Below are 25624 nucleotides of genomic sequence, written 5' to 3' on the forward strand. Positions count from 1 at the left end.
CCACACAGATTTCAAGGATTGTGCAATTCCTGTGGGAGCGGGTTTACCCGCGAAGAGGCCGGTACAGGCGAATCAGGCTTGCTGATCGGCCAACTGGTCAGCCAGGCGCACGAATGCGGCCAGGTCCAGCTGTTCAGGGCGCAGGCTGCCGTCCACGCCGGCAGCTTCGATGGCCGCACTGTCGAGCAGCCCTTTCATGGTGTTGCGCAGGGTCTTGCGGCGCTGGTTGAAGGCTTCGCGTACCACCTGCTCCAGCAGTTTTGCATCTTTGGCCGGGTGTGGCAGCACTTCGTGCGGCACCAGGCGGACGATGGCCGAGTCCACTTTCGGCGGCGGGTTGAAGGCGCCGGGGCCAACGTTGAACAGGTGCTCGACCCGGCAGTGGTACTGCACCATGATCGACAAACGCCCCCAGTCACCACCACCCGGGCCGGCGGCCATGCGCTCGACCACTTCCTTCTGCAACATGAAGTGCATGTCGCGGATCAGCCCGGCATGGCTGAGCAGATGGAAGATCAGTGGGGTGGAGATGTTGTAGGGCAGGTTGCCCACCACCTTGAGGCTGCGCGGTGGCACGCCCAGCTGGTTGAAGTCGAACTTCAGGGCGTCGCCCTGGTGCAGGCGGAAATTGCTGCGGTCGGCGAACTTGTGCTGCAGGATCGGCACCAGGTCCTTGTCCAGTTCCACCACGTCCAGCTGTGCCCCGCTGCCCAGCAGGCCTTCTGTCAGGGCGCCCTGGCCGGGGCCGATTTCCAGCAGATGTTCGCCGGCCTTGGCATTGATGGCACGCAGGATGCGGTCGATGATGCCGGCGTCGTGCAGGAAGTTCTGGCCGAAGCGCTTGCGCGCCCGGTGTTGGTATTGCTCGTTCATGGTCGGTTCTCGGCCATCTGGTAGGCGGTTTCCAGCGCGACGCGCAGGCTGCCGGTGTCGACCTTGCCGGTGCCGGCCAGGTCCAGGGCGGTACCGTGGTCTACCGACGTGCGGATGATCGGCAGGCCCAGGGTAACGTTGACCGCAGCGCCGAAGCCTTTGTACTTGAGTACGGGCAGGCCCTGGTCGTGGTACATCGCCAGCACCGCATCGCAGTGCTCCAGATATTTGGGGGTAAACAGGGTATCGGCCGGCAGCGGCCCGCGCAGGTCCATGCCTTCGGTGCGCAGGCGGGCCAGTGTCGGCTCGATGATGTCGATTTCTTCGCGGCCCAGATGGCCACCCTCGCCCGCGTGCGGGTTGAGGCCGCACACCAGAATGCGCGGGTTGGCAATGCCGAACTTGTCGCGCATGTCGGCATGCAGGATACGGGTTACACGCTCGACGCGCTCGGCAGTGATGGCGTCGGCAATGTCGCGCAGCGGCAGGTGCGTAGTCACCAGGGCCACGCGCAGGCCCCGGGTAGCCAGCATCATCACCACTTGTGCGGTGTGGGTCAGTTCGGCAAGGAATTCGGTATGCCCGGAGAAGGCGATACCGCTTTCGTTGATCACGCCCTTGTGTACCGGGGCGGTGATCATCCCGGCGAAATGCCCGTCCAGGCAACCTTGCCCGGCACGGGTCAGGGTTTCCAGCACGAACGACGCATTGGCCTTATCGAGCTGGCCTGGCACTACCGGGGCCGCCAGAGCGGTATCCCAGACGTACAGGCTACCCGCTGGTGCCGGCTGCTCGGGCCATTGGCCCGGCGCTACCGGCAGCAGGTTGACGGCCAGCCCCAGCTGCGTGGCCCGCTCGGCGAGCAGGTCACGGCTGGTGATGGCGATCAGGGGGTGGGGCTGGGCGTCTGCGGCGAGCAGCAGGCACAGGTCGGGGCCTATGCCGGCCGGCTCGCCGGGGGTGACGGCGAAGCGCAGGGGCTTCACTGGGCGGCCTGGTCAGCGCCAGGCAGCTTGATTTCAACGTAGGCTTCGTCGCGGATCTGGCGCAGCCAGGTCTGCAGCTCTTCGTCGTACTTGCGGTTGCGCAGTACGTTCATGGCCTGTTGCTCACGCGCCTGCTCGGTGCTGTCGGTGGCGCGACGGCCCAGCACTTCCAGGACATGCCAGCCGTACTGGGTCTTGAACGGACGGGTGACTTCGCCTTGGGCGGCGTTGGCCATCTGCTCGCGGAACTCCGGTACCAGGCTGTTCGGGTCAACCCAGTTGAGGTCACCGCCGTTGAGCGCCGAACCCGGGTCTTCCGAGAAGCTCTTGGCCAGCTCGCCGAAGTCTTCGCCGTTCTTGATGCGCTCGTACAGGCGCTCGGCCAGTTGCTCGGTGGCCGCCTCGCTGCGGATTTCGCTCGGCTTGATCAGGATGTGGCGCACGTGCACTTCGTCACGCAGCACGTTCTCGCTGCCACCGCGCTTCTCTTCCAGTTTGAGGATGATGAAGCCGTTGGGGATGCGGATCGGCTGGGTGATTTCACCTACCGGCATGCTGCTGAGCATCTTGGCGAAGTCCGGTGGCAGCTGGCCGGCTTTACGCCAACCCATTTCGCCGCCTTCCAGGGCGTTCTCGCTGGCCGAGTTGGCAATCGCCATCTGGCCGAAGTCAGCGCCTTGCTTGAGCTGCTGGTAGACATCGCCGACCTTGCGCGCAGCCTTCTGGATGTCGTCCGAGTTGGCCGCTTCCGGGGTTGGGATGAGGATGTTGGCCAGACGGTACTCTTCCGACATCTGCATCTTGCCCAGGTCCGAGTTGAGGAAGTTCTTCACTTCCTGCTCGGAGACCTGGATGCGCTCGGCCACACGGCGCTGGCGCACGCGGCTGATGATCATCTCGCGCTTGATCTGCTCGCGGGCGTCGTCGAACGACATGCCGTCACGGGCCAGGGCGGCGCGGAACTGCTCCAGCGACATGCCGTTGCGCTGGGCAATGGTGCCCATGGCCTGGTTCAGTTCCTCGTCGGTGATGCGGATGCCGGAGCGCTCGCCGATCTGCAGCTGCAGGTTCTCGACGATCAGGCGTTCCAGTACCTGCTGGTCCAGCGCACCGGCAGGCGGCATGCCGCCGCCGCGCTTGGCGATGGTTTGCTGGACCTCGCGGACACGCTGGTCCAGCTGGCTTTGCATGACCACGTCGTTGTCGACGATGGCCACCACGCGATCAAGAGGTTGCACCGCGGCATGCACCGCGCCACTCAGCAATGCAACGCCCAGCAACGCCGGGCGCAGTCGATCAATAAGCTTGGTCTTCACGTTCACGGTAACCTTGAATGCCTTGGTCGAGGAAAGATTCGACCTTGTTGCCGACTACACCACCGAGGCCTTTCAGGACGATCTGAAGGAAGATGCCGTGGTCGCCTTTTTCGTTCTGCGGAAGAGCCTGGCTGAAGTCGTCGTAGTCGATCCAGTAACGGTTGATCAGGCGCAGCTTCCAGCAGCAGTTGTCGTACTCGAAACCGCCCATGGCTTCCAGGGTGCGGTTGCGGTTGTAGTCATGCTGCCAGCGAGCGATGACGCTCCACTGCGGGACGATCGGCCAGATGACCGAGAAGTCATGCTGCTGGATCTTGTAGTAGTCCTTGATGTAGTTCTCGCTGCCTGGGACGCCATAGTCGCCACCGCCCACTTTCCAGGTACCGGTCGTGGAGTCGTAGGAGATGGTGTCGTTTCGGTAGCGATAACCGAGGTTGACCACTTTGTTCGGGTTGTCTTCAGGCTGGTAGTGGAACATCGCGCTACCCGAGCGGGTGCTGCGGCTGTCCGGGTCCCAGTTGAAGTCCGAATTGAAGCGCCAGTCGCGGTTGAAGAAGTAGTTGTACACCAGGGCGTACGGGGACACGTCGGACTGCGAGTCCGCGCGCTCTTTGTAATTGATGCCTGGCAGCTGGACCTTGCGATCCTTGAAGTAGTAAGCCTGACCGATACTGAAGTTCTGACGCTCGAAACCGTTTTCTTCGATCCAGCGGGTGGTCACGCCCAGCGACAGCTTGTTCTCGTCACCGATACGGTCGGTGCCGCTGAAGCGGTTGTCGCGGAACAGCGAATCGTAGCTGAACAGGGTTTCACCCGAGTCGAACAGCGGGATGTCCTTCTGGTCCTTGTATGGGACGTAGAGGTAGAACAGACGCGGCTCGAGGGTTTGCTTGTAGTCGGTGCCGAACAGCGACGTTTTACGGTCGAAGTACAGGCCGCTGTCGACGCTGAAGATCGGGACGTCGCGGTTCAGCGAGCTGTTATAGCTGCCGTACGCTGGGTTGGCCGATTGCGCGATAGCCTGGGTTTTGCCCTGGCTGTCCAAATCCAGATCGTAGTGGGTATACGCATACTTCAGCTTGGGGGTCAGGAAGCCGTAGCTGGCTTCCATCGGCAGGCTGATCGACGGTGCAACGTTGAAACGGTTGCCGTTGGCGCGAGCGATGCCACTGACGTTCTGGTCCAGGCGACGACCAGGCGCACCAGCCGAGGTGTCTGGAAGCCCGTCTTCATTCAATACGAAGTCGTCTTTCAGGTCACGATCGAAACGGACTGCCTCGGTTTCGTAGGCAATATTGAGCCCACCCGGCTCGTACGGCAGTTTGCCATTGAAGGTAATCTGCGGCAGACGGTCATACGGCGTGATCTTCGAGATGGTCGCCATCTCGTAGGCATGCACGTTCAACCGCGCGGTGTAGCTGTCGCCACGGTAGGTCAGTGCACCCTGCTGGTTCAGCAGGTCCTGGGTTTCAACACCAATCTGGTCGGATTCCAGGTCCTGGAAGTAGAACGGGTCGCTGATGTCGGTGTAATCCACCTCGGTCATCAACCGCTCGTTCAACCCGCCTTTGTGCTGCCAGTTGGTCATCCAGCGCTGTTCTTTGTAGTCAGTCTGGTCTTTGCGGTCGTCGTTCTTGTCGTTGAGGTACGCAGCACCGAACTGGCCTTCGCTGGAAGGCGTCAGGTAGCGGAACTCGCCTTCCATCAGCAGGCCGCGCTTGGTCATGTAGCGCGGGTACAACGTGGCATCGTAGTTCGGTGCCAGGTTGAAGTAGTACGGCGTGACCAGCATGAAGCCGGTATCGCTGGTGCTGCTGAACGATGGCGGCAGGAAGCCGGACTGGCGACGGTCGTCGATCGGGAAGTAGATGTACGGTGTGTAGAACACCGGGAAATCCTTGACCCGCAGCGTGACGTTGGTCGCGGTACCGAAACCGGTGGCCGGGTTCAGGGTGATGTTGTTGCCCTTCAGCTGCCAGGCGTTGCTGCCCGGTTCGCAGGTGGTGTACGTACCGTCCTTGAGGCGGATGATGGCGTTCTCGCCACGCTTGGCGTACAGGGCACTGCCGCGGATGTGCGACTTGTGCATCACGTATTCGGCGTTGTCGACCTGGGCTTCGCCCGTGTCGAGCTGGATCTGTGCCTCGTCACCGACCACCAGCGAACCGTTGTCACGGATCTTGACGTTGCCCTTGAGCTCGCCACGGTTTTCGGTCTGGTAGAGGTTGGCCTCGTCGGCCTCGGCCTGCATGCTGCCTTGGCGCATCACCACATCACCGGCGAGGGTAGCGATCTGCTGCTCCTGCTGGTACTTGGATACCTTGGCGTTGATGTAGGTCGGCGACTCGTCCTTCGGCGTGGTGTCGGCCATGCCTGGGCGGGTTGGCTCGATGTACGCGCCACCGCAGTACGGGCCGGTTTCGGCCAGCTGTGCGGCGGTGAGCTTTTCACGCGGAACCCAGTCCAGGTGGCTGTAGTCTTCGCTACGCGACTTCAGGCCACGGCCTTTGGCCTCGGTGACCAGCATAGGCCGGTCCGCGGTTTCGCCTTCGCTTGCGGCTTCGGTGCCGGTGCTGACAGCAGCACCCTCGTGCACCGGGCGCGGCGGCAGGTTGTTGGCTGGGGTCTTGGGCTTGCAGTCCCAACCACCGGAGGCGGACACTTGGCAGTCAAACTGTTCGGCTGCCACCACGTAAGACGTGGCCAGAGGTTGCAGGGCCAGCAGACCGCCGGTTACCAGCAACGGAAACTTTCTACGAAACGCGGGGGATTTCAATGCCATCTTATTAGTCCGGGCTTCCTGCGTGCCATCTGCCCGCGTGTGGGGCCGCACGCCTCTCGATGGTCTGAAAAAGATGCTGGATAATAAAGCATGACCCGCTTGACGGCTAGGGCCGTCGGAGACCCTTGTAATGCCTGAACACGATGTACGCCTGCAACAACTGACGGTCTGGCTCGATGAGCAGCTCAATGATCTTTTCCGGAAAAACGCCTGGGGCGATGTCCCCGCAGGCAGCCTGACCGCGGCCAGCAGCGATGCCAGCTTCCGTCGTTATTTCCGCTGGCAGGGCGCCGGCCACAGCTTCGTGATCATGGATGCGCCACCGCCGCAGGAAAACTGCCGACCGTTCGTCGCCATCGACCACCTGCTTGCCAGCGCCGATGTGCACGTGCCGCTGATCCACGCCCAGGACCTTGAGCGTGGCTTCCTGCTGCTGGGTGACCTGGGCCACCAGACATACCTTGATATCATTGATGCAGACAACGCCGACGGCCTGTTCGCCGATGCCATCGACGCGCTGCTGGCGTTCCAGCGCCTGCCGATGGACGCACCGTTGCCCAGCTACGACGATGCGCTGCTGCGCCGTGAAGTCGAACTATTCCCCGAGTGGTACGTGGGTCGTGAGCTTGGCCTGGCCTTCAGCGATGCCCAGAAAGCCACCTGGCAACGAGTCAGTCAGCTGCTGATCGACAGCGCGCTGGCCCAGCCCAAGGTGCTGGTGCACCGCGACTACATGCCGCGCAACCTGATGCAGAGCACACCCAACCCAGGCGTGCTGGACTTCCAGGATGCCGTATATGGCCCTGTCACCTACGACATCACCTGCCTGTTCAAGGACGCCTTCCTCAGCTGGCCGCAGGCGCGGGTCGAAGGCTGGCTGCGCGACTACTGGCAGAAGGCACAGGCTGCCGGCATCCCGGTGCAGGCCGACTTCGAGGCGTTCCAGCGTGCCAGTGACCTGATGGGTGTGCAGCGCCACCTGAAGGTGATCGGTATTTTCGCCCGTATCTGCCACCGCGACGGCAAACCCCGTTACCTGGGCGACGTGCCGCGCTTCTTCGCCTATATAGAAGAAGTGATCAGCCGCCGGCCCGAATTGGCGGAGCTGGGTGAGCTGATTGCCGAGTTGCAGGCCGGAGCGCGTGCATGAAGGCAATGATTTTGGCTGCGGGCAAAGGCGAGCGCATGCGCCCGCTGACTCTGCACACCCCTAAACCGCTGGTCCCGGTCGCCGGTCAGCCACTGATCGAGTACCACCTGCGGGCCCTGGCTGCAGCAGGCGTGACCGAGGTGGTGATCAACCACGCCTGGCTCGGCCAGCAGATCGAGGACCACCTGGGTGACGGCAGCCGTTTCGGCTTGAGCATCCGCTATTCGCCCGAAGGCGAGCCGCTGGAAACCGGCGGTGGCATCTTCAAGGCCCTGCCATTGCTGGGTGATGCGCCGTTTCTGCTGGTGAACGGCGATGTCTGGACCGACTACGACTTCGCGCGACTGCTGGCCCCACTGCAAGGCCTGGCCCACCTGGTGCTGGTCGATAACCCTGGCCATCACGGCCGTGGCGACTTCCGCCTGGTGGGCGAGCGGGTGGTCGATGGTGACGATGCGCCTGGCACGCTGACCTTCAGCGGCCTTTCGGTGCTGCACCCGGCGCTGTTCGAAGGCTGCCAGCCTGGCGCCTTCAAGCTGGCGCCGTTGCTGCGCCAGGCCATGGCTGCGGGGCAGGTCAGTGGTGAGCACTACCGTGGGCACTGGGTGGATGTCGGTACGCTCGAACGCCTGGCCGAGGCCGAGCGCCTGATCGGCGAGCGCGCCTGACATGTGGTGGCCAAGCACGGTGATTGGTGCCGGTGCCGGCTTTGCGGTTGCCAGCATTCCCGGGGCCTTGCTCGGCGCGTTGCTTGGGCAGGCCATGGACCGCCGCCTGCGTTTGCAGGGCTGGGAGGACATGCGTGAGCGCCTTGGCGGGCGCCCGGCCTTGCAGGATGACGAGTTGCTGTTCGTGATGCTCGGCCGCCTGGCCAAGTGCGATGGCCGGGTGGGCGAGCAGCATATCCAGCAGGCGCGTCAGGAGATGGTGCGCCTGGACCTGGCCGAAGCGGCCCGGCTGCGCGCGATTGCCGCGTTCAACCGTGGCAAGGCGGGCAAGGACCGGCTGGGTGGGCACCTACGGCGCATTCGCCAGCAGCCGCATGCGGCCGAGGGCACCCTGCGTGCCTGTTGGCGCATGGTCTGGGCCGACGGCAAGATGGGCAACAAGGAGCGAGAACTGCTGCTGGACTGGGGGCAGAAACTGGGCCTGAGCCGGCGGCAGGTACAGGCCATGTCGCTGGAGTACGAGCCACGCAAGGCGGCGGTTCCGGAAGGGGTCGCCATGACCTATGCGGCGGCCTTGCGCTTGCTGGCGGTAGAGGCGGATACCGATGGCGACAAGGTCAAGCAGGCGTATCGTCGGCTGGTCAGCCGGCACCACCCGGACAAGCTGGCGGGCACTGGTGCCAGCGAGGCGCAGGTGCGTGAAGCGACCGAGCGGACCCGTGAGCTGCATCAGGCTTATGCCATGATCCGCAAGCGGCGGGGGCTTTGATGGCCTGCGCGGTAGCTGTAGGAGCGGCCTTGTGTCGCGATGGGGCGCGTAGCGGCCCCAAGTAGTCAGCTTCCCAACAGATACCGCTGGGGCCGCTTTGCGGCCCATCGCGACACAAGGCCGCTCCTACAGGCTCATCCACCCCCGCACCCGGCGGAACAGTTGCTCCTGCTCGGCCGCCTTGTTCCCCGGCATGGCAATCAGCGACAACTGCCGGTACTGGCTGTCCTTCTGCCGCTTGCTGGCCTGCAGGCGCTGCGCGGCTGCATTGCGGTCCGCGCTGCGGGTGGCGTAGTAGATGTCGGCAGTCGGCACTTTCAAGGTCGGCGCCAGGCTTTCCAGGTCATGCTCCACCCGCGCAGGCGTCTGCGCGGCGACCATCACCAGTTTCTGCACCTGCGGTGGCTGTTTCTCGCTCAGGTAGCGGGCCGCCCAATATGCGCCGCTGCCATGGCCAATCAGCACGATGCTGCGGGCGTTGTGCTGCTGGGCAAAGGCCACCGCAGCATCCAGTCGGGCAAAAACGCGCTCGGCATCGGCCGGGTCGGTTTGCTCGCTGGCCTGTTTGGCGTCAGTGCTCTCTGCGGTGTCTGCATCGGCTGCCGTAGCCTGGGCGACGTTGGCATTGGCATCGGCCGGCACATCCTTGGCCGGGGCGCTTTCGCCCTTGTCTGGCTCCGGCTCGGCAGCCGGCTTGGCCTCGACCCGCGCCTGCGGGCTGTCGGCCAGCAGGTCGGGCAGGCTGATGCTCAGGCTGTGCCAGCCGACATCGGGGAACTTCTGCCGCAGCGGGCCGACCGCGTTTGGCCAGTCAGCCGTTTCGCCAGCCCCTGGGACGATGATGACCGCCCCCTGTGGATCGCTGTCGTTGGCCGGCTTCCACAGGGCCAGGAAGTTGTCGGCGCCGGCTTGCAGCGTCTGCTGTTCGGCCTTGGGCACCAGCCGCTCGAGCGCCTGGGCATCCTCCTGGCTACGCTCCAGCAATGGTGGGCGAGGGGCTTGGACAGCGGGTGCCTCGGTGCTGGTGGATGGTTTTTCGGCATCGGCGGCCAGGGCGCCGATTGGAAGGATCGAGGCCAGGCAGCACATTGCCAGCGTCGTGCGATAAAGTGTGGACATGAGTCAACCCAGGGCCAGAATGATACCGGCAGCCTAATAGTATTTGCCCGTGACGGCCATGCTGCATGGCCGCTTTGCCAAGACGAGCGTGTAGATGAAGCGAGTGCGTCGCCTGTTGGTTATCGGCTGCTTGTGGCTGCCCTTGATTGCATTAGCCAGGCCCGAGGCCGTGCCCACGGTTGCCCTGGAACCTGCCCAGCAGCAATGGCTGGATACACACCGCAGCCTGCGTGTCGGCCTGGTGTTGCAGGCGCCCTACGCTCAGTTCGACCGGCGCCTGCAGCAGCTGTACGGGGCCAACGTGGAACTGGTGAGCAGCCTGGCGCAGGCGCTGCGACTGGACCTTACCTGGCGCAACTTCGCTGACCAGGCCAGCCTTGAGCATGCCCTGCAGGCCGGTGAAATCGACTTTGCCCCGGGGCTTACCCAGACTCCCGCCAGCCTGCGTCTGTGGCTGTTCAGCGACCCGTACATGCGCGTGCCGCAACTGGTGGTGGGGCCGCGCACCGGAAACATGGCCGTGGAACTGGAAACGCTCGAGGCCGAGCAGCGGGTGGCGGTGCGCATGCCCAGCCAACTGGCGGACTACCTGCGCGGCAACTACGGCAACCTCAACCTGCAAGGGGTGCCCAACGAGCGCGAGGCCCTGCAACTGGTGGTGGGCGGCCAGGCCAGTTTCGCGGTGCTGGATGAAGCCCAGCTCAGCCGCCTGTCGCGCGAAAGCGAGTTCGGCGAGCTGGCTGTGGTCGGCGATATCGGCCTGCCGCAACTGTTGCGTATCGGTTCGAGGCGCGACTGGCCGCTGCTGGCCGATGTGCTCGAGCGTGGCCTGCAGGCGCTGCCGGCCAAGGAGCTGGAGCAACTGCACCAGCGTTGGCTGCAGCCAAAGTACCCGCGTCTGAGTGAGTCGACGGGTTTCTGGCAGAACCTGGCCTTGCTGTCCGCCATGCTGCTGTTGTGCGCGCTGGCCACCCTGGTGTGGCAGCGTCGGCAGCAGCGCCAGCTGGAGCGCAGCCTGCTGGCCACGCGCGAAAGCCTGGTGGAGCGGCAAGTGCGTGAAGAAGCATTGCGCCTGAGCCAGTTCGCCATCGACCAGAGCACTGTGGGTATCCTCTGGGTCAACTGGGACAGCCACGTACGCTACGCCAACCATGCCGCCGAACGCATGCTGGGCTACGGCGAAGGCGCGCTGCTGGAGCGGCCGCTGAGCGACTTTGAACCCAGCCTGACCATGGACCGCTGGCTGGAGCTGTGGAAGGGCGCGCGCACCGGTGCGGGCGGTGTCGGCCAGTTCGAAACGCAGTGCCGGCGGGCTGACCACAGCCTGCTGCCGGTCGAGCTGTCGCTGAGCTTTCTGCGCTTTCGTGACTCCGAATACCTGGTGGTGTACCTCGCCGATGTCACCGAGCGCCACCGCGCCCTGGCGGCCCTGCGCGAAAGCGAGGCGCGGCTCAAGGGCATTGCCGGCAACGTGCCGGGGCTGGTGTTCCGCCTGGAGCGCGACCCGGCTGAGGGCGACCTGGAATTCCCTTACATCAGCGAGGGCAGCGAGGCCTTGGTAGGCTATTCGCCCAGCGAGATCCAGCACCCGCAGATGGGCCTGCGCAATCTGGTACATCCCGACGACCGCGCCGATTACCACCGGGTACAGGACCTGGCCCTGGCCAGCGACCAGGACTGGTCCTGGCAAGGGCGCATCCTCACCCGCCAGGGTGAGCAGCGCTGGGCCGACATCAAGGCCAGTACCCGGCGCCTGGGCAATGGCCAGGTAGTGTGGGACGGAGTGGTGTGGGATATCACCCAGGGCAAGCGGGCCGAGCTGGCGCTGGCCAAGTCCCAGGAGCAGTTGCGCGAACTGTCGGCCCACCTGGAGAGCGTGCGTGAAGAGGAAAAGGCCCGCATCGCCCGGGAAGTGCACGATGAACTGGGGCAGATGTTGACTGTGCTCAAGCTGGAGGTGTCGATGTGCGAGCTGGCCTTCGCCGAGCTGGACCCGGGCTTGAACGAGCGGCTGGCCAGCATGAAGCGCCTGATCGCCCAACTGTTCCAGTTGGTACGCGACGTGGCCACCGCTCTGCGTCCGCCGATTCTCGATGCCGGCATCGCTTCGGCGATCGAATGGCAGGCGCGGCGTTTTGAAACACGCACGCAAATCCCCTGCCTGGTGCAAGTACCGGATAATCTGCCAGCATTGAGCGACGCCAAGGCCACCGGGCTGTTCCGTATTCTCCAGGAGGCGCTGACCAACGTGATGCGCCATGCCCAGGCGCACAGCGTGGAAATCGAACTGGTGCGTGAGCACGGGCAATTGCGCATGACTGTCAGCGACGATGGCCAGGGCTTTTGCCGCGACCAGCCCCGGCCCACCTCGTTCGGCCTGGTAGGGGTGCGTGAGCGGGTGCTGATGCTGGGCGGCAGCATGGCGCTGGACAGTGAACCGGGCGAAGGCACCAGCCTGAGCGTAGCCATACCGTTGGAGTAGGAGAGCGATCGTGATTCGAGTGTTGGTGGCCGAAGACCACACCATTGTCCGTGAGGGCATCAAGCAGTTGATTGGCCTGGCCAAGGACATGCAGGTGGCGGGGGAGGCCGGTAACGGCGAGCAGTTGCTGGAAACCTTGCGCCATACGCCGTGCGAGGTGGTACTGCTGGATATCTCGATGCCGGGTGTGAATGGCCTGGAGGCTATCCCACGGATTCGCGCGCTGCACGACGCCCCGGCGATCCTGATGCTGTCGATGCACGATGAAGCGCAGATGGCGGCGCGGGCGCTGAAGGCCGGGGCGGCGGGCTATGCCACCAAGGACAGCGACCCGGCGCTGTTGCTGACCGCGATTCGCCGGGTTGCCGCTGGCGGGCGCTATATCGACCCGGCGTTGGCCGACCGTATGGTCTTCGAGGTGGGCCTTACCGAGTCGAGGCCGTTGCACACGCTGCTGTCGGAGCGGGAGTTTTCGGTGTTCGAACGCCTGGCCCAGGGCGCCAACGTCAACGACATCGCCCAGCAGCTGGCGCTGTCGAGCAAGACCATCAGCACCCACAAGGCGCGCCTGATGCAGAAGCTGAAAGTGAACTCGCTGGCGGAGCTGGTGAAGTACGCCATGGAGCACAAGCTGGTCTGATTGCGACATGCACTTCCTGCGCCTGCAACGTGTCCCCTGTGGGAGCGGGTTTACCCGCGAAAGGGCCCGACCTGCCATGCGCGGTGCCTGGGCCGGCCTCTTCGCGGGTGAACCCGCTCCCACAGGGGGCGCCGCAGGCCTGAGGGGAGCATTCCAAACCCGCCATCTTTGTAGGGGAATCCCTACAACAAATCTTCCATCCGGATGATGGCATTCTCTCAGCACCCCCGATTTTCCGGCGCTTGCCGCTTGTCTAGTCTTTGTCTACGCAGTCATCCAACAAGAAGGTGCAGGCATGAGCGAGGCGAAGTCGAACGCTGCAACCAGCGAAACGCTGGTCAGCTTCCGTGGTGTGCAGAAGAGCTACGACGGCGAGTCGCTGATCGTCAAAAACCTCAACCTGGATATTCGCAAGGGCGAGTTCCTTACCCTGCTTGGCCCGTCCGGCTCGGGCAAGACCACCAGCCTGATGATGCTGGCCGGCTTCGAAACCCCCACCGCCGGTGAAATCCAGCTGGCCGGGCGTTCTATCAACAACGTGCCGCCGCACAAGCGCGACATCGGCATGGTGTTCCAGAACTACGCGCTGTTCCCGCACATGACCGTGGCCGAGAACCTGGCCTTTCCGCTGACCGTGCGCAACCTGAGCAAGACCGACATCAGTGAGCGGGTCAAGCGGGTGCTGAACATGGTCCAGCTCGACGCCTTCGCCAAGCGTTACCCCGGCCAGCTGTCAGGCGGCCAGCAGCAGCGTGTGGCCCTGGCCCGGGCACTGGTGTTCGAGCCGCAGCTGGTGCTGATGGACGAACCGCTGGGCGCGCTGGACAAGCAGCTGCGCGAGCACATGCAGATGGAGATCAAGCACATCCACCAGCGCCTGGGCGTGACCGTGGTGTACGTGACCCATGACCAGGGCGAAGCGCTGACCATGTCCGACCGGGTGGCCGTGTTCCACCAGGGCGAAATCCAGCAGATCGCCGACCCGCGCACGCTGTATGAAGAACCCTGCAACACCTTTGTCGCCAACTTCATCGGCGAGAACAACCGCATCAACGGCACCTTGCTCGCCAGTGACGGCAAGCGCTGCCAGGTGCAGTTGCCGCGCGGCGAGCGGGTCGAGGCGCTGGCGGTGAATGTCGGCCAGGCCGGCGAGCCGGTGACCCTGTCGATCCGCCCGGAGCGCGTGCGCCTGAACGGCCATAGCGAAAGCTGCGTGAACCGCTTCTCGGGCCGGGTGGCCGAATTCATTTACCTGGGTGACCACGTGCGGGTGCGCCTGGAAGTTTGCGGCAAGGGCGACTTCTTCGTGAAACAGCCGATTGCCGAACTCGACCCGGCCCTGGCCGTGGGCGATGTGGTACCGCTGGGCTGGGAGGTGGAGCACGCCCGCGCGCTCGATCCGATTGCCGAAGCCCATTGATGGATTGCTTCACCAACCCTGTACTGTGGAGAGAATAATAATGCGCAAGCAGTTGAAACTGACCGCCCTGGCCCTGGGGCTGTTCGCCGCCGGCCAAACCATGGCCGCAGACCTTACCGTGGTCTCGTTCGGTGGCGCCAACAAGGCGGCCCAGGTCAAGGCGTTCTACGAGCCGTGGGAAAAGGCCGGCAAGGGCAAGATCGTCGCGGGTGAGTACAACGGCGAAATGGCCAAGGTCAAAGCCATGGTCGACACCAAGAGCGTGTCGTGGAATCTGGTGGAAGTGGAGTCGCCAGAACTGGCCCGCGGCTGTGACGAGGGCATGTTCGAAGAACTCGACCCGGCCCTGTTCGGCAATGAGGCCGACTATGTGCCGGGTGCCATCCAGCCATGCGGCGTGGGCTTCTTCGTATGGTCCACGGTGCTGGCCTACAACGCCGACAAGCTGAAGACTGCACCGACCAGCTGGGCCGACTTCTGGGACACCAAGAAATTCCCGGGCAAACGCGGCCTGCGCAAGGGTGCCAAGTACACCCTGGAATTCGCCCTGATGGCCGATGGTGTGGCGCCGAAGGATGTGTACCAGGTGCTGGGCACCAAAGAGGGCGTGGACCGCGCCTTCAAGAAGCTCGACGAACTCAAGCCAAGCATCCAGTGGTGGGAAGCCGGCGCCCAGCCGCCACAGTACCTGGCCTCGGGTGACGTGGTCATGAGCTCGGCCTACAACGGTCGCATTGCTGCAGTGCAGAAAGAGAGCAACCTGAAGGTTGTGTGGAATGGCGGCATCTATGACTTCGACGCCTGGGCCATCCCGAAAGGTGCCAAGGATATCGAAGAAGCGAAGAAATTCATCGCCTTCAGCGTGCAGCCTGAGCAGCAGAAGACCTACTCCGAGAACATTGCGTACGGCCCGGCCAATTCCAAGGCCGTGAGCCTGTTGTCGGATGATGTGAAGAAGGACATGCCGACCACGCCTGAAAACATTGCCAACCAGGTGCAGATCGACGTGGCCTTCTGGGCTGACAACAGCGAGCAGCTGGAGCAACGCTTCAATGCCTGGGCGGCGAAGAAGTAAAGGACCAGCGTAGGGGGCTGCGCAGCAGCCCCATCTTTCAGTTTGTATCGCGGAGTTCGCCATGGCCATTGCAGTGCCCCTCAAAGAAGGCGCAGGTCCAAGCCTCAAGCAGCGCCTCAAGCACGCCGAGCGGGTCAACCGCTGGAAGGCGCAGGCGTTGATCGCGCCGCTGGCGCTGTTCCTTTTGCTGGTGTTCCTGGTGCCGATCGCGGCGCTGCTGTACAAGAGCGTCGGCAACCCGGAAGTGGTCGGCGGCCTGCCGCGCACCGTGGGCGTCATCACCCAGTGGGACGGCAAGAGCCTGCCGGGCGAAGACGTGTACAAGGCGTTGAGCCAGGACCTGGCCGAATCGCGCAAGAACCAGACCCTGGGCGACCTTTCCAAGCGCCTGAACATGGAGCTGGCCGGTTACCGCAGCCTGTTGGCCAAGACCGCGCGGGCGCTGCCGTTCAAGAGCGAACCCGCTTCCTATAAAGATGCCTTGCAGGCCCTCGACGAGCGTTGGGGCGACCCGGCCTACTGGCAGGCGATCCGCCGCAACACCAGCACGGTCACCTCGTTCTACCTGCTGGCTTCGCTCGACCACCGTATCGATGACCTTGGCGAACTGGCCAAGGCCACCCCGGACCAGGCCATCTACCTGGACATCTTCGCCCGCACCCTGTGGATGGGTGTGGTGATTACCGCCATCTGCCTGGTACTGGCCTACCCGCTGGCCTACCTGCTGGCCAACCTGCCGACCCGGCAGAGCAACCTGCTGATGATCCTGGTGCTGCTGCCATTCTGGACCTCGATCCTGGTGCGGGTAGCAGCGTGGATCGTGCTGCTGCAGTCGGGTGGCCTGATCAACAGCGCGCTGATGGCCATGGGCATCATCGACCAGCCGCTGGAACTGGTGTTCAACCGCACCGGCGTGTACATCTCGATGGTGCACATCCTGTTGCCGTTCATGATCCTGCCGCTCTACAGCGTGATGAAGGGTATTTCGCCCAGCTACATGCGTGCGGCGATCTCGCTGGGCTGCCACCCGTTCGCCAGCTTCTGGCGGGTGTACTTCCCGCAGACCTACGCCGGGGTTGGCGCTGGCTGCCTGCTGGTGTTCATCCTGGCCATCGGCTACTACATTACCCCGGCATTGCTGGGCAGCCCGAATGACCAGATGGTCAGCTACTTCGTGGCCTTCTATACCAACACCAGCATCAACTGGGGCATGGCCACCGCGCTGGGCGGGCTGTTGCTGCTGGCGACCGTGCTGTTGTACTTGATCTATAGCTGGCTGGTCGGCGCCAGCCGCCTGCGCCTGAGCTGAGGAGCCTTGTCATGCTGAGCCCTTACATGTCGCCCGTGGAGCGGGTGTGGTTCTACAGCCTGCGCATTCTTTGCGGTTTGATCCTGCTGTTCCTCATACTGCCGGTGCTGGTGATCGTGCCGCTGTCGTTCAACAGTGGCAGTTTCCTGGTGTACCCGCTGCAGGGCTTCTCGCTGCAGTGGTACCAGGACTTCTTCGGCTCGGCCGAGTGGATGCGGGCCCTGAAGAACAGCATCATCGTCGCCCCGGCAGCCACGGTGCTGGCCATGGTGTTCGGCACCCTGGCGGCAATCGGCCTGACCCGTGGCGACTTCCCGGGCAAGTCGCTGGTGATGGCGCTGGTGATTTCGCCGATGGTGGTGCCGGTGGTGATCATCGGCGTGGCCAGCTACCTGTTCTTTGCCCCCCTGGGCATGGGCAACAGCTTCACCTCGCTGATCCTGGTGCATGCGGTACTGGGCGTGCCGTTCGTCATCATTACCGTGTCGGCGACCTTGCAGGGCTTCAACTACAACCTGGTGCGCGCCGCGGCCAGCCTGGGCGCCTCGCCACTGCTGACGTTCCGCCGGGTGACCCTGCCGCTGATCGCGCCGGGGGTAATTTCGGGTGCGTTGTTCGCCTTTGCCACGTCGTTTGACGAAGTCGTGGTGACACTGTTCCTGGCCGGGCCGGAGCAGGCGACCCTGCCGCGGCAGATGTTCAGCGGTATTCGCGAGAACCTGAGCCCGACCATTGCCGCTGCGGCGACCTTGCTGATTGCCTTCTCGGTGGTGTTGCTGCTGACCCTGGAGTGGTTGCGTGGGCGTAGCGAGAAGCTGAGGACCCAGCAGCCTGGTTGAAGGGGTGTTGCCTGTACCGGCCTCTTCGCGGCTAAAGCCGCTCCCACAGGATTTGTGCAGCTTTCGAGGCCTGCGCGGTCCCTGTGGGAGCGGCTTTAGCCGCGAAGAGGCCGGCACAGGTTGATGCTAATCAGCCTTCATCCGCTTCCCTGGGTTACAATGCGCGCCACCGTGATTCTGCCAACAGGTGCGCCATGCAGCCCTACGCTATTGCCCCCTCCATTCTCTCCGCCGATTTCGCCCGCCTGGGCGAGGACGTCGACAAGGTGTTGGCTGCGGGTGCCGACATCGTCCACTTCGATGTCATGGACAACCATTACGTCCCCAACCTGACCATCGGCCCGATGGTCTGCACCGCCCTGCGCAAGTACGGTGTCACCGCCCCGATCGACGTGCACCTGATGGTCAGCCCGGTCGACCGCATCATCGGCGACTTCATCGAAGCTGGCGCCACCTACATCACCTTCCACCCGGAAGCCTCGCAGCACATCGACCGTTCGCTGCAGCTGATCAAGGATGGTGGTTGCAAGGCCGGCCTGGTGTTCAACCCGGCCACCAGCCTGGACGCCCTGAAGTACGTGATGGACAAGGTCGACATGGTACTGCTGATGAGCGTCAACCCGGGCTTTGGCGGGCAGAAGTTCATCCCTGGCACCCTCGACAAGCTGCGCGAAGCGCGTGCGCTGATCGACGCCAGCGGCCGTGATATCCGTCTGGAAATCGACGGTGGCGTCAACGTCAACAACATCCGCGAGATCGCTGCCGCTGGCGCCGATACGTTCGTTGCCGGCTCGGCGATCTTCAATGCCCCGGACTATCAGGAAGTCATCGCCAAGATGCGCGCCGAACTGGCCCAGGCCCGCCCATGAGTGGCTTCGAGCAGCTGTTCCCCGGGACGCTGCCCAGGCTGGTGATGTTCGATCTGGACGGTACCCTGATCGACTCGGTACCGGACCTGGCCGCCGCCGTGGACCGCATGCTGCTCGAACTGGGCCGTCCGCCTGCTGGCCTCGAGGCCGTGCGCCACTGGGTCGGCAATGGTGCCCAGGTCCTGGTACGCCGGGCCCTGGCCGGCAGCATCGACCACGCTGCCGTGGACGATGCGCTGGCCGACCAGGCACTGGCGCTGTTCATGGACGCCTATGCCGAAAGCCACGAACTGACCGTGGTCTACCCCGGTGTGCAGGATACCCTGCGCTGGCTGCGCAAGCAGGGCGTGGAAATGGCCCTGATCACCAACAAGCCCGAGCGCTTCGTTGGCCCGCTGCTGGACCAGATGAAGATCGGCAACTACTTCCGCTGGATCATTGGTGGCGACACCCTGCCGCAGAAAAAGCCAGACCCTGCGGCGCTGCTGTTTGTCATGCAGATGGCCGGTGTTACCCCGCAGCAATCGCTGTTCGTTGGCGATTCACGCAGCGACGTGCTGGCGGCCAAGGCGGCTGGCGTGCAGTGCGTGGGCCTGACCTACGGCTACAACCACGGCCGGCCGATCCACGACGAATCCCCCAGCCTGGTGATCGACGACCTGCGCGCACTGTTGCCCGGTTGCGCAGACCCGGCCACTGGGATAACGTTGGCGGACCTTCAAGCCTCACAAGACAGAGAGTCCACCGTGGCGGTTACCGGCAAATTCTGGATGAAAGTCATCAAGGCCCTGGCCCGTTGGCGTTGGCGCGCCTGACTTCCGCCTGCCGGCGCGTGCCGGCCCGTCCGTTTGCCTGACCTATTGCTGCTTGCCACGAGGCTACCCATGACCCGCGAAGAATTCCTGCGCCTGGCCGCTGCCGGCTACAACCGCATTCCCCTGGCCTGCGAAACCCTGGCCGACTTCGACACGCCGCTGTCGATCTACCTGAAACTGGCCGACCAGCCCAACTCGTATCTGCTCGAATCGGTGCAGGGCGGCGAGAAGTGGGGCCGTTACTCGATGATCGGCCTGCCGTCGCGTACCGTGATGCGTGTGCACGGTTACCACGTCAGCATCCTGCAGGATGGCGTTGAGGTGGAAAGCCACGACGTCGAAGACCCGCTGGCCTTCGTCGAAACCTTCAAGGACCGTTACAAGGTCGCCGATATCCCTGGCCTGCCGCGCTTCAACGGCGGCCTGGTCGGCTACTTCGGCTACGACTGCGTGCGCTATGTGGAAAAGCGCCTGGGCGCCAGCCCCAACCCGGACCCGCTGGGTGTGCCGGATATCCTGTTGATGGTGTCCGATGCAGTGGTGGTGTTCGACAACCTGGCGGGGAAGATGCACGCGATCGTGCTGGTCGACCCGGCTGAAGAGCAGGCTTTCGAACAGGGCCAGGCACGCCTGCAAGGCCTGCTGGAAACCCTGCGTCAGCCGATCACCCCACGCCGTGGTCTGGACCTGAGTGGCCCGCAGGCTGCCGAGCCGGAATTCCGCTCCAGCTATACCCGCGAGGATTACGAGAACGCTGTCGGCCGTATCAAGGAATACATCCTGGCCGGTGACTGCATGCAGGTGGTGCCGTCGCAGCGCATGTCGATCGACTTCAAGGCTGCGCCAATCGACCTGTACCGTGCGCTGCGCTGCTTCAACCCGACGCCGTACATGTACTTCTTCAATTTTGGCGATTTTCATGTGGTCGGCAGCTCGCCCGAGGTGCTGGTGCGCGTCGAGGACAACCTGGTCACCGTGCGCCCGATTGCCGGCACCCGCCCGCGTGGTGCTACCGAAGAGGCCGACCGCGCGCTGGAAGACGACCTGCTGTCGGATGACAAGGAAATTGCCGAGCACCTGATGCTGATCGACCTGGGCCGTAACGACGTCGGGCGCGTGTCCTCGACCGGCAGCGTGCGCCTGACCGAGAAGATGGTGATCGAGCGTTACTCCAACGTGATGCACATTGTGTCCAACGTTACCGGCCAGCTGCGCGAAGGGCTGACGGCGATGGACGCACTGCGGGCGATCCTGCCGGCCGGTACCTTGTCGGGTGCGCCGAAGATTCGTGCGATGGAGATCATCGACGAGCTGGAGCCGGTCAAGCGTGGGGTTTACGGCGGTGCCGTCGGTTACTTCGCGTGGAACGGCAACATGGATACCGCGATTGCCATCCGTACTGCGGTGATCAAGGACGGTGAACTGCATGTGCAGGCCGGGGGCGGCATCGTCGCCGACTCGGTGCCGGCGCTGGAGTGGGAAGAGACCATCAACAAGCGCCGGGCGATGTTCCGCGCGGTGGCGCTGGCTGAGCAGACTTCCGCCAAATAAATTGATTGGGGCTGCTGTGCAGCCCATCGCGACACAAGGCCGCTCCTACAGGGGATCGCTTTTTTTTCGGCAATCGCATTCCCCTGTAGGAGCGGCCTTGTGTCGCGATGGGCCGCAAAGCGGCCCCAAGATTCAGAAGTCCACACTAACCCCCAAACTCACCCCCTGCTGCGTCAACTCATCACTCTTGCGCCAGTTGTAGTTACCGCGCAAATGCACCCCCGCCACCACTTCATGGTTGACCCCCAGGCTCGCCCGGGTCAGGTCGCTGTGCGGCGTATACCCAGTCAGGGTGAAGTCATTCGCCGGCAGGCTGGTCAGGTGCATCGTCACATCCTGCTGGTCATCCTCGAACTCATGCTCCTGCGCCACTTCGGCGAACAGTCGGGTACTCGGCAGCACCTGCACACTGCCCAGCAATCCCACGCCCAAACGGCGTGATGTACGTTCCTGATCATCGAAGCCCAGCGCCGTCGAGCGCCCGCTTTTCTCGTCATAGCCATCCACCTTCACCCGCGCATAGTCGGCGCTGATGAACGGCGCCAGCTGCCAGCTGCTGCTCTCGGCCGCCAGGTTGTAGCCCAGCCGCCCCGACATCGCCCAGGCTTCGCCATCGGTATCACCCTTTTCGCTGCGGTCGTTCACGCCAAGGGCGAAGGTGCGCTTGAGGTCGCTGTAGTCCAGGTGCCCGGCGGTCAGCGCCGCGTCGGCCCACCAGCGGTCCTGGCGGTATTGGGCGAAGACGCTGGCAAGGTAGCTGTCCAGCTTGTAGTCCGAGTCCTGCTCGCCGGCTTCCAGCTTCTGCCGGTACACGCCGCCGGCCAGGCCCAGGCGCCAGGCGTCATTCAGGCGGTAGCTGCCGCCCAGGGTCAGGTTGTAGCCCCGGCCGTCACCGCTGGCCGCGCTGCGTTGGCCGTCGTAATCCAGGTCTTGGGCGCCGCTGGCGACAAAGGCTTGCCACTGGCCCACCGCCTGCCAGGGTGTCTGCCACTGGTTGCGCAGTTCGTCCTGGTGGGCGCGTACGCTGGCGTGGGCCATTTCGGGCAGCAGCGTCAGTTCCCATGGGGCGGAAAGGATCGAGTAGGCGTAATCGGCGATCAATTGCTGGCCGGCGATGGTCGGGTGCACCGAGTCGTTGAACAGCAGCTTGGTCGGGTCCGGCGTGGCGCCGTTGGCACCATACTCCGGGTTTTCCACGCATCCCTCACCGCTGTAGCAGGTGCCGACCAGGTTCTGGCCGCTGGCCAGGCCGAACTGCTCGGGGCTGGCCAATGCCTCGCTCAGCAGCACGGGGATATTAAGCGGAATGATTTCGGCATCGATCTGCCCCAGCTGGCTGAGCAGCGACTGGTTGAACGCGCCGGATAGCAGCGATAGCGGGTCTTGTTGCGGTGTACCGCTGAAGTTCGGTGTTTGCCCGAGGTCGGGCAGCAGCCAGACCATGATGTAGCGGGCGCCGCCTTGCTGCAGGGCCTGCGCGCTGGCGGCCAGGCGGGAACCGGCGGCCACGGCGTCGGCCGGGCTGTTGACCAGGCCTTGCAGGAAGTCGTTGCCGCCGCCGGTCAGGTAGTACAGTGCGTTGGGGTCGGCACGCAGGCCGTTGGCCAGGTAGCCCGGTCTGTCACGCAGTACCAGCCCGGCCCCGGGGCGCCCTGGTGGGATGATGGTTTCGGAGGTGGTGGTGATCGAATCCAGAATCTGCTGGGTGGTGTAACCGCCAACTGCCCAGTTGTTGCCATCAGGCACCCCAAGGATGGGGTTGATCGGCGAGGTGGAGGGGCCAAGTTCAGCCGGGTTCACGCCCAGTCGTCCGCCCAGGATCATGGGTGACACGGGCGCATAATTGCCATTGGCATCGCGGTTGGTGAAACGTATGCCGCCAAACTGCCCCGAGTCGCTGAGGCTGTCGCCGAACACGATCATGCTGGAGTACGGCGACGGTGCCGCGAACGCCTGGCTGCAGGCCAGCGCCAGTGAGGCGAGGGTAAAGCGCAGGAATGGTGCTTTTCGCATCGGTGAACATCCTTTTCCTTGTATTTATGAAGGATTGCCCGATCGACCTTAGCAAATCGCGGTGCATCCCTCCCAAGTCCATTCGTTTCCCCGTGTTTACGGGCATATTGCGCCCGCCGCGCCGGTAGGCTACTGTGCCGGGACGTATGAGCGAGACCTATCCTGTGTTGATCGTCAGCAAACTCTTGATGCGCGTAATCAAGGCCCACGCCCGTTGGCGTTGGCGCGCCTGACTTTATCCCCTGCCGGCCCGTCCGGCCCGCCCCCGTTTGCCTTCCTGTCTACCGCCCCTTGTGGCAAAGCCGCGCCTGTTGGCTGGTGCAGAAAGGTTCGAATTCTGAAGTCAGTAGATTCAAGAGGTTTAACCCGATGTTACTGATGATCGACAATTACGACTCATTCACTTACAACGTCGTTCAGTACCTTGGCGAGCTGGGTGCCGAGGTAAAGGTCATTCGCAATGACGAAATGACCATCGCCCAGATCGAAGCCCTCGCCCCCGAGCGCATCGTCGTGTCCCCTGGCCCATGCACGCCGAGCGAGGCGGGCGTATCCATCGAGGCCATCCTGCACTTTGCCGGCAAGCTGCCGATTCTCGGTGTATGCCTGGGCCATCAGTCCATCGGCCAGGCCTTTGGCGGTGATGTGGTTCGTGCCCGCCAGGTGATGCACGGCAAGACCAGCCCGGTACATCATCGTGACCTGGGCGTGTTCGCTGGCCTCAACAACCCTTTGACCGTGACCCGTTACCACTCCTTGGTGGTAAAGCGCGAAACCTTGCCAGAGTGCCTGGAAGTGACCGCCTGGACCGCCCATGCTGACGGTTCGGTCGACGAGATCATGGGCCTGCGCCACAAGACGCTGAATATCGAAGGGGTGCAATTCCATCCCGAGTCGATCCTGACCGAACAGGGCCACGAACTGTTCGCCAACTTCCTCAAGCAGACCGGCGGCCGCCGCTAAGGATCGAACATGGATATCAAGAGCGCGTTGAGCCGTATCGTCGGCCAACTGGACCTTTCAACCGAAGAAATGCGCGACGTCATGCGCCAGATCATGACCGGCCAGTGCAGCGAAGCGCAGATCGGCGCCTTCCTGATGGGCATGCGCATGAAGAGCGAAAGCATCGACGAGATCGTTGGTGCGGTGTCGGTAATGCGCGAGCTGGCCGAAAAGGTCGAACTGCAAAGCCTCGATGGCGTGGTCGATATCGTCGGTACCGGCGGTGATGGCGCCAACATCTTCAACGTGTCCACCGCCTCGTCGTTCGTCCTGGCGGCGGCGGGTTGCACCGTTGCCAAGCATGGCAACCGCGCGGTGTCGGGCAAGAGCGGCAGTGCCGACCTGCTGGAAGCCGCCGGCATTTACCTTAACCTGACGCCAACCCAGGTGGCCCGCTGCATCGATAGCCTGGGCATCGGCTTCATGTTCGCGCAAAGCCATCATTCGGCCATGAAGCACGCTGCCGGCCCGCGTCGCGACCTGGGGCTGCGTACCCTGTTCAACATGCTCGGCCCGCTTACGAATCCGGCCGGGGTGAAGCACCAGGTGGTCGGCGTGTTCGCCCAGGCCCTGTGCCGCCCGCTGGCCGAGGTGCTGCAGCGCCTGGGCAGCAAGCATGTATTGGTGGTGCACTCGAAGGACGGCCTGGACGAGTTCAGCCTGGCTGCGCCTACCTTTGTCGCCGAATTGAAGAATGGCGAGATCACCGAATACTGGGTAGAGCCGGAAGACCTCGGCATGAAGAGCCAGAGCTTGCACGGCCTGGCCGTCGAGAACCCGCAGGCGTCGCTGGAGCTGATCCGCGATGCGTTGGGCCGGCGCAAGACCGAAAACGGCCAGAAGGCTGCCGAGATGATCGTGCTCAATGCGGGCGCGGCGCTGTATGCCGCTGACCATGCCATGAGCCTGAAAGCCGGTGTGGAACTGGCCCACGACGTACTGCACACCGGGCTGGCCTGGGAGAAGCTGCAGGAGCTGGGTGCCTTTACTGCAGTATTCAAGGTGGAGAACGAAGCATGAGTGTGCCGACGGTGCTGGAAAGGATCATTGCCCGCAAGTTTCAGGAAGTGGCCGAGCGCAGCGCGCGCGTCAGCCTCGCCGAACTGGAGGGCCTGGCCAAGGCTGCCGACGCTCCGCGTGGCTTTGCCAAGGCCCTGATCGAGCAAGCTGCGCGCAAGCAGCCGGCGGTAATTGCCGAAATCAAGAAGGCGTCGCCGAGCAAGGGCGTGATTCGCGACCATTTCGTGCCGGCGGAAATCGCCGTCAGCTACGAGAAGGGCGGGGCAACTTGCCTGTCGGTGCTGACCGATGTGGATTACTTCCAGGGCGCCGACGAGTACCTGCAGCAGGCCCGTGCGGCGGTGTCGCTGCCGGTGATCCGCAAGGACTTCATGGTTGACCCGTACCAGATCGTCGAGGCCCGGGCCCTGGGCGCGGACTGTGTGTTGCTGATCGTGTCGGCGCTGGATGATGTGAAAATGGCCGAACTGGCGGCTACGGCCAAGGATGTCGGCCTCGACGTGCTGGTGGAAGTGCACGACGGCGATGAACTGGAGCGCGCGTTGAAAACCCTGGATACCCCGCTGGTGGGGGTGAACAACCGCAACCTGCACACCTTCGAGGTCAGCCTGGAAACCACCCTCGACCTGCTGCCACGTATTCCGCGTGATCGCCTGGCGATTACCGAGAGCGGCATCTTGAACCGGGTCGATGTGGAGCTGATGACGATCAACGAAGTCTATTCGTTCCTGGTGGGTGAAGCGTTCATGCGCGCCGAGCAGCCAGGGCTGGAACTGCAGCGGTTGTTCTTCCCGGAACAGGTGAAGAAGACTGTTCAGCAACTGGACTGATCAAATGAAGCCGGCGTTTTTGTCGGCTTTTTTGTACTCCTGCCATGGTCCCATTCGCGGGTACTCCACAGGTCTTGAACACCGTGGTTATCCTGT

Annotated in this window: 21 protein-coding genes; 15 read left to right on the plus strand and 6 right to left on the minus strand. The window is 63.7% G+C overall.

Annotated elements, in window-relative coordinates:
- Window positions 1–72: 72 nt before the first annotated feature.
- Genes rsmA through RIN61_RS13850 form a run of 4 tightly spaced genes read right to left on the minus strand, consistent with a single transcriptional unit; the run spans window position 73 to window position 5957 of the window.
- Complete coding sequence (rsmA, locus tag RIN61_RS13835; protein ID WP_028699058.1) at window positions 73–873, minus strand: 16S rRNA (adenine(1518)-N(6)/adenine(1519)-N(6))-dimethyltransferase RsmA; 801 nt, start codon at window positions 871–873, stop codon at window positions 73–75.
- On the minus strand, window positions 870–1859 hold the full coding sequence (gene pdxA / locus RIN61_RS13840) for a 4-hydroxythreonine-4-phosphate dehydrogenase PdxA (RefSeq protein WP_112251548.1): 990 nt from the start codon (window positions 1857–1859) through the stop codon (window positions 870–872). Before pdxA ends, rsmA begins: the two co-directional genes overlap by 4 nt.
- Window positions 1856–3175 carry a peptidylprolyl isomerase SurA gene (gene surA, locus RIN61_RS13845; RefSeq protein WP_215521059.1) on the minus strand — a complete coding sequence of 440 codons (1320 nt, stop codon included), beginning with the start codon at window positions 3173–3175 and terminating at the stop codon, window positions 1856–1858. The genes pdxA and surA overlap by 4 nt, the downstream gene beginning before the upstream one ends.
- Window positions 3156–5957, minus strand: coding sequence for an LPS-assembly protein LptD (locus tag RIN61_RS13850; RefSeq protein WP_215521060.1), 2802 nt, complete (start codon window positions 5955–5957; stop codon window positions 3156–3158). The genes surA and RIN61_RS13850 overlap by 20 nt, the downstream gene beginning before the upstream one ends.
- A 130-nt stretch (window positions 5958–6087) precedes the next feature.
- On the opposite strand from RIN61_RS13850, the gene RIN61_RS13855 reads away from it, so the two are divergent.
- From RIN61_RS13855 to RIN61_RS13865, 3 genes are read left to right on the plus strand one after another with little or no spacing between them, the layout of a single operon-like run.
- Window positions 6088–7107, plus strand: a complete 1020-nt coding sequence (locus tag RIN61_RS13855; RefSeq protein WP_112251554.1) for an aminoglycoside phosphotransferase family protein — start codon at window positions 6088–6090, stop codon at window positions 7105–7107.
- Window positions 7104–7775, plus strand: coding sequence for an N-acetylmuramate alpha-1-phosphate uridylyltransferase MurU (gene murU / locus RIN61_RS13860; protein WP_112251556.1), 672 nt, complete (start codon window positions 7104–7106; stop codon window positions 7773–7775). Before RIN61_RS13855 ends, murU begins: the two co-directional genes overlap by 4 nt.
- Before the next feature lies 1 nt (window position 7776).
- Entirely contained in the window at window positions 7777–8544 is a 768-nt protein-coding gene (locus tag RIN61_RS13865; RefSeq protein ID WP_112251558.1) for a TerB family tellurite resistance protein, read from the plus strand.
- Window positions 8545–8670: 126 nt separating this feature from the next.
- Here the strand turns inward: RIN61_RS13865 and RIN61_RS13870 are convergent, their stop codons facing one another.
- On the minus strand, window positions 8671–9663 hold the full coding sequence (locus RIN61_RS13870) for an alpha/beta hydrolase family protein (protein ID WP_207879293.1): 993 nt from the start codon (window positions 9661–9663) through the stop codon (window positions 8671–8673).
- A gap of 94 nt (window positions 9664–9757) precedes the next feature.
- Between RIN61_RS13870 and RIN61_RS13875 the strand changes: the two genes are divergently transcribed.
- From RIN61_RS13875 to trpE, 9 genes are all read left to right on the plus strand, one after another.
- On the plus strand, window positions 9758–12145 hold the full coding sequence (locus tag RIN61_RS13875; RefSeq protein WP_313852419.1) for a PAS domain-containing sensor histidine kinase: 2388 nt from the start codon (window positions 9758–9760) through the stop codon (window positions 12143–12145).
- Between the two features lie 7 nt (window positions 12146–12152).
- Window positions 12153–12785 (plus strand): response regulator, encoded by a 633-nt coding sequence (locus RIN61_RS13880; protein ID WP_170929296.1) that lies wholly within the window; start codon window positions 12153–12155, stop codon window positions 12783–12785.
- 295 nt (window positions 12786–13080) lie between these two features.
- Window positions 13081–14205: an ABC transporter ATP-binding protein gene (locus RIN61_RS13885; protein WP_112251565.1), complete on the plus strand. Its 1125-nt coding sequence runs from the start codon at window positions 13081–13083 to the stop codon at window positions 14203–14205.
- A gap of 40 nt (window positions 14206–14245) precedes the next feature.
- A complete protein-coding gene (locus RIN61_RS13890; protein WP_215521062.1) occupies window positions 14246–15280 on the plus strand; it encodes an ABC transporter substrate-binding protein in 1035 nt (344 codons plus the stop codon).
- 61 nt (window positions 15281–15341) lie between these two features.
- On the plus strand, window positions 15342–16589 hold the full coding sequence (locus RIN61_RS13895; RefSeq protein WP_013970602.1) for an ABC transporter permease: 1248 nt from the start codon (window positions 15342–15344) through the stop codon (window positions 16587–16589).
- A gap of 11 nt (window positions 16590–16600) precedes the next feature.
- Window positions 16601–17428: an ABC transporter permease gene (locus RIN61_RS13900; RefSeq protein WP_013970603.1), complete on the plus strand. Its 828-nt coding sequence runs from the start codon at window positions 16601–16603 to the stop codon at window positions 17426–17428.
- 194 nt (window positions 17429–17622) lie between these two features.
- A complete protein-coding gene (gene rpe / locus RIN61_RS13905; protein ID WP_027917448.1) occupies window positions 17623–18297 on the plus strand; it encodes a ribulose-phosphate 3-epimerase in 675 nt (224 codons plus the stop codon).
- Window positions 18294–19112 carry a phosphoglycolate phosphatase gene (locus RIN61_RS13910; RefSeq protein WP_112251569.1) on the plus strand — a complete coding sequence of 273 codons (819 nt, stop codon included), beginning with the start codon at window positions 18294–18296 and terminating at the stop codon, window positions 19110–19112. Before rpe ends, RIN61_RS13910 begins: the two co-directional genes overlap by 4 nt.
- 69 nt (window positions 19113–19181) lie before the next feature.
- Window positions 19182–20663 carry an anthranilate synthase component I gene (gene trpE / locus RIN61_RS13915; RefSeq protein ID WP_013970606.1) on the plus strand — a complete coding sequence of 494 codons (1482 nt, stop codon included), beginning with the start codon at window positions 19182–19184 and terminating at the stop codon, window positions 20661–20663.
- Between the two features lie 132 nt (window positions 20664–20795).
- Here trpE and estP read toward each other — a convergent pair whose 3' ends face one another.
- Window positions 20796–22676: an esterase EstP gene (estP, locus tag RIN61_RS13920; RefSeq protein ID WP_112251571.1), complete on the minus strand. Its 1881-nt coding sequence runs from the start codon at window positions 22674–22676 to the stop codon at window positions 20796–20798.
- A gap of 369 nt (window positions 22677–23045) precedes the next feature.
- On the opposite strand from estP, the gene RIN61_RS13925 reads away from it, so the two are divergent.
- Genes RIN61_RS13925 through trpC form a run of 3 tightly spaced genes read left to right on the plus strand, consistent with a single transcriptional unit; the run spans window position 23046 to window position 25528 of the window.
- A complete protein-coding gene (locus tag RIN61_RS13925; protein ID WP_112251573.1) occupies window positions 23046–23639 on the plus strand; it encodes an aminodeoxychorismate/anthranilate synthase component II in 594 nt (197 codons plus the stop codon).
- Between the two features lie 9 nt (window positions 23640–23648).
- Window positions 23649–24698: an anthranilate phosphoribosyltransferase gene (gene trpD, locus RIN61_RS13930; RefSeq protein WP_087502057.1), complete on the plus strand. Its 1050-nt coding sequence runs from the start codon at window positions 23649–23651 to the stop codon at window positions 24696–24698.
- Complete coding sequence (gene trpC / locus RIN61_RS13935) at window positions 24695–25528, plus strand: indole-3-glycerol phosphate synthase TrpC (RefSeq protein ID WP_112251575.1); 834 nt, start codon at window positions 24695–24697, stop codon at window positions 25526–25528. Before trpD ends, trpC begins: the two co-directional genes overlap by 4 nt.
- Window positions 25529–25624: the final 96 nt, after the last annotated feature.

The organism is Pseudomonas inefficax (assembly GCF_032164165.1).
Taxonomy (GTDB): Bacteria; Pseudomonadota; Gammaproteobacteria; order Pseudomonadales; family Pseudomonadaceae; genus Aquipseudomonas; species Aquipseudomonas inefficax.

Excerpts from the sequence above, each read along its gene's own strand:
- rsmA (WP_028699058.1), bottom strand. The coding sequence starts at position 873 with ATGAACGAGCAATACCAACACCGGGCGCGCAAGCGCTTCGGCCAGAAC.
- RIN61_RS13850 (WP_215521060.1), bottom strand. The coding sequence starts at position 5,957 with ATGGCATTGAAATCCCCCGCGTTTCGTAGAAAGTTTCCGTTGCTGGTA.
- RIN61_RS13855 (WP_112251554.1), top strand. The coding sequence starts at position 6,088 with ATGCCTGAACACGATGTACGCCTGCAACAACTGACGGTCTGGCTCGAT.
- murU (WP_112251556.1), top strand. The coding sequence starts at position 7,104 with ATGAAGGCAATGATTTTGGCTGCGGGCAAAGGCGAGCGCATGCGCCCG.
- RIN61_RS13865 (WP_112251558.1), top strand. The coding sequence starts at position 7,777 with ATGTGGTGGCCAAGCACGGTGATTGGTGCCGGTGCCGGCTTTGCGGTT.
- RIN61_RS13870 (WP_207879293.1), bottom strand. The coding sequence starts at position 9,663 with ATGTCCACACTTTATCGCACGACGCTGGCAATGTGCTGCCTGGCCTCG.
- RIN61_RS13875 (WP_313852419.1), top strand. The coding sequence starts at position 9,758 with ATGAAGCGAGTGCGTCGCCTGTTGGTTATCGGCTGCTTGTGGCTGCCC.
- RIN61_RS13885 (WP_112251565.1), top strand. The coding sequence starts at position 13,081 with ATGAGCGAGGCGAAGTCGAACGCTGCAACCAGCGAAACGCTGGTCAGC.
- RIN61_RS13890 (WP_215521062.1), top strand. The coding sequence starts at position 14,246 with ATGCGCAAGCAGTTGAAACTGACCGCCCTGGCCCTGGGGCTGTTCGCC.
- RIN61_RS13895 (WP_013970602.1), top strand. The coding sequence starts at position 15,342 with ATGGCCATTGCAGTGCCCCTCAAAGAAGGCGCAGGTCCAAGCCTCAAG.
- RIN61_RS13900 (WP_013970603.1), top strand. The coding sequence starts at position 16,601 with ATGCTGAGCCCTTACATGTCGCCCGTGGAGCGGGTGTGGTTCTACAGC.
- rpe (WP_027917448.1), top strand. The coding sequence starts at position 17,623 with ATGCAGCCCTACGCTATTGCCCCCTCCATTCTCTCCGCCGATTTCGCC.
- RIN61_RS13910 (WP_112251569.1), top strand. The coding sequence starts at position 18,294 with ATGAGTGGCTTCGAGCAGCTGTTCCCCGGGACGCTGCCCAGGCTGGTG.
- trpE (WP_013970606.1), top strand. The coding sequence starts at position 19,182 with ATGACCCGCGAAGAATTCCTGCGCCTGGCCGCTGCCGGCTACAACCGC.
- estP (WP_112251571.1), bottom strand. The coding sequence starts at position 22,676 with ATGCGAAAAGCACCATTCCTGCGCTTTACCCTCGCCTCACTGGCGCTG.
- RIN61_RS13925 (WP_112251573.1), top strand. The coding sequence starts at position 23,046 with ATGTTACTGATGATCGACAATTACGACTCATTCACTTACAACGTCGTT.
- trpD (WP_087502057.1), top strand. The coding sequence starts at position 23,649 with ATGGATATCAAGAGCGCGTTGAGCCGTATCGTCGGCCAACTGGACCTT.
- trpC (WP_112251575.1), top strand. The coding sequence starts at position 24,695 with ATGAGTGTGCCGACGGTGCTGGAAAGGATCATTGCCCGCAAGTTTCAG.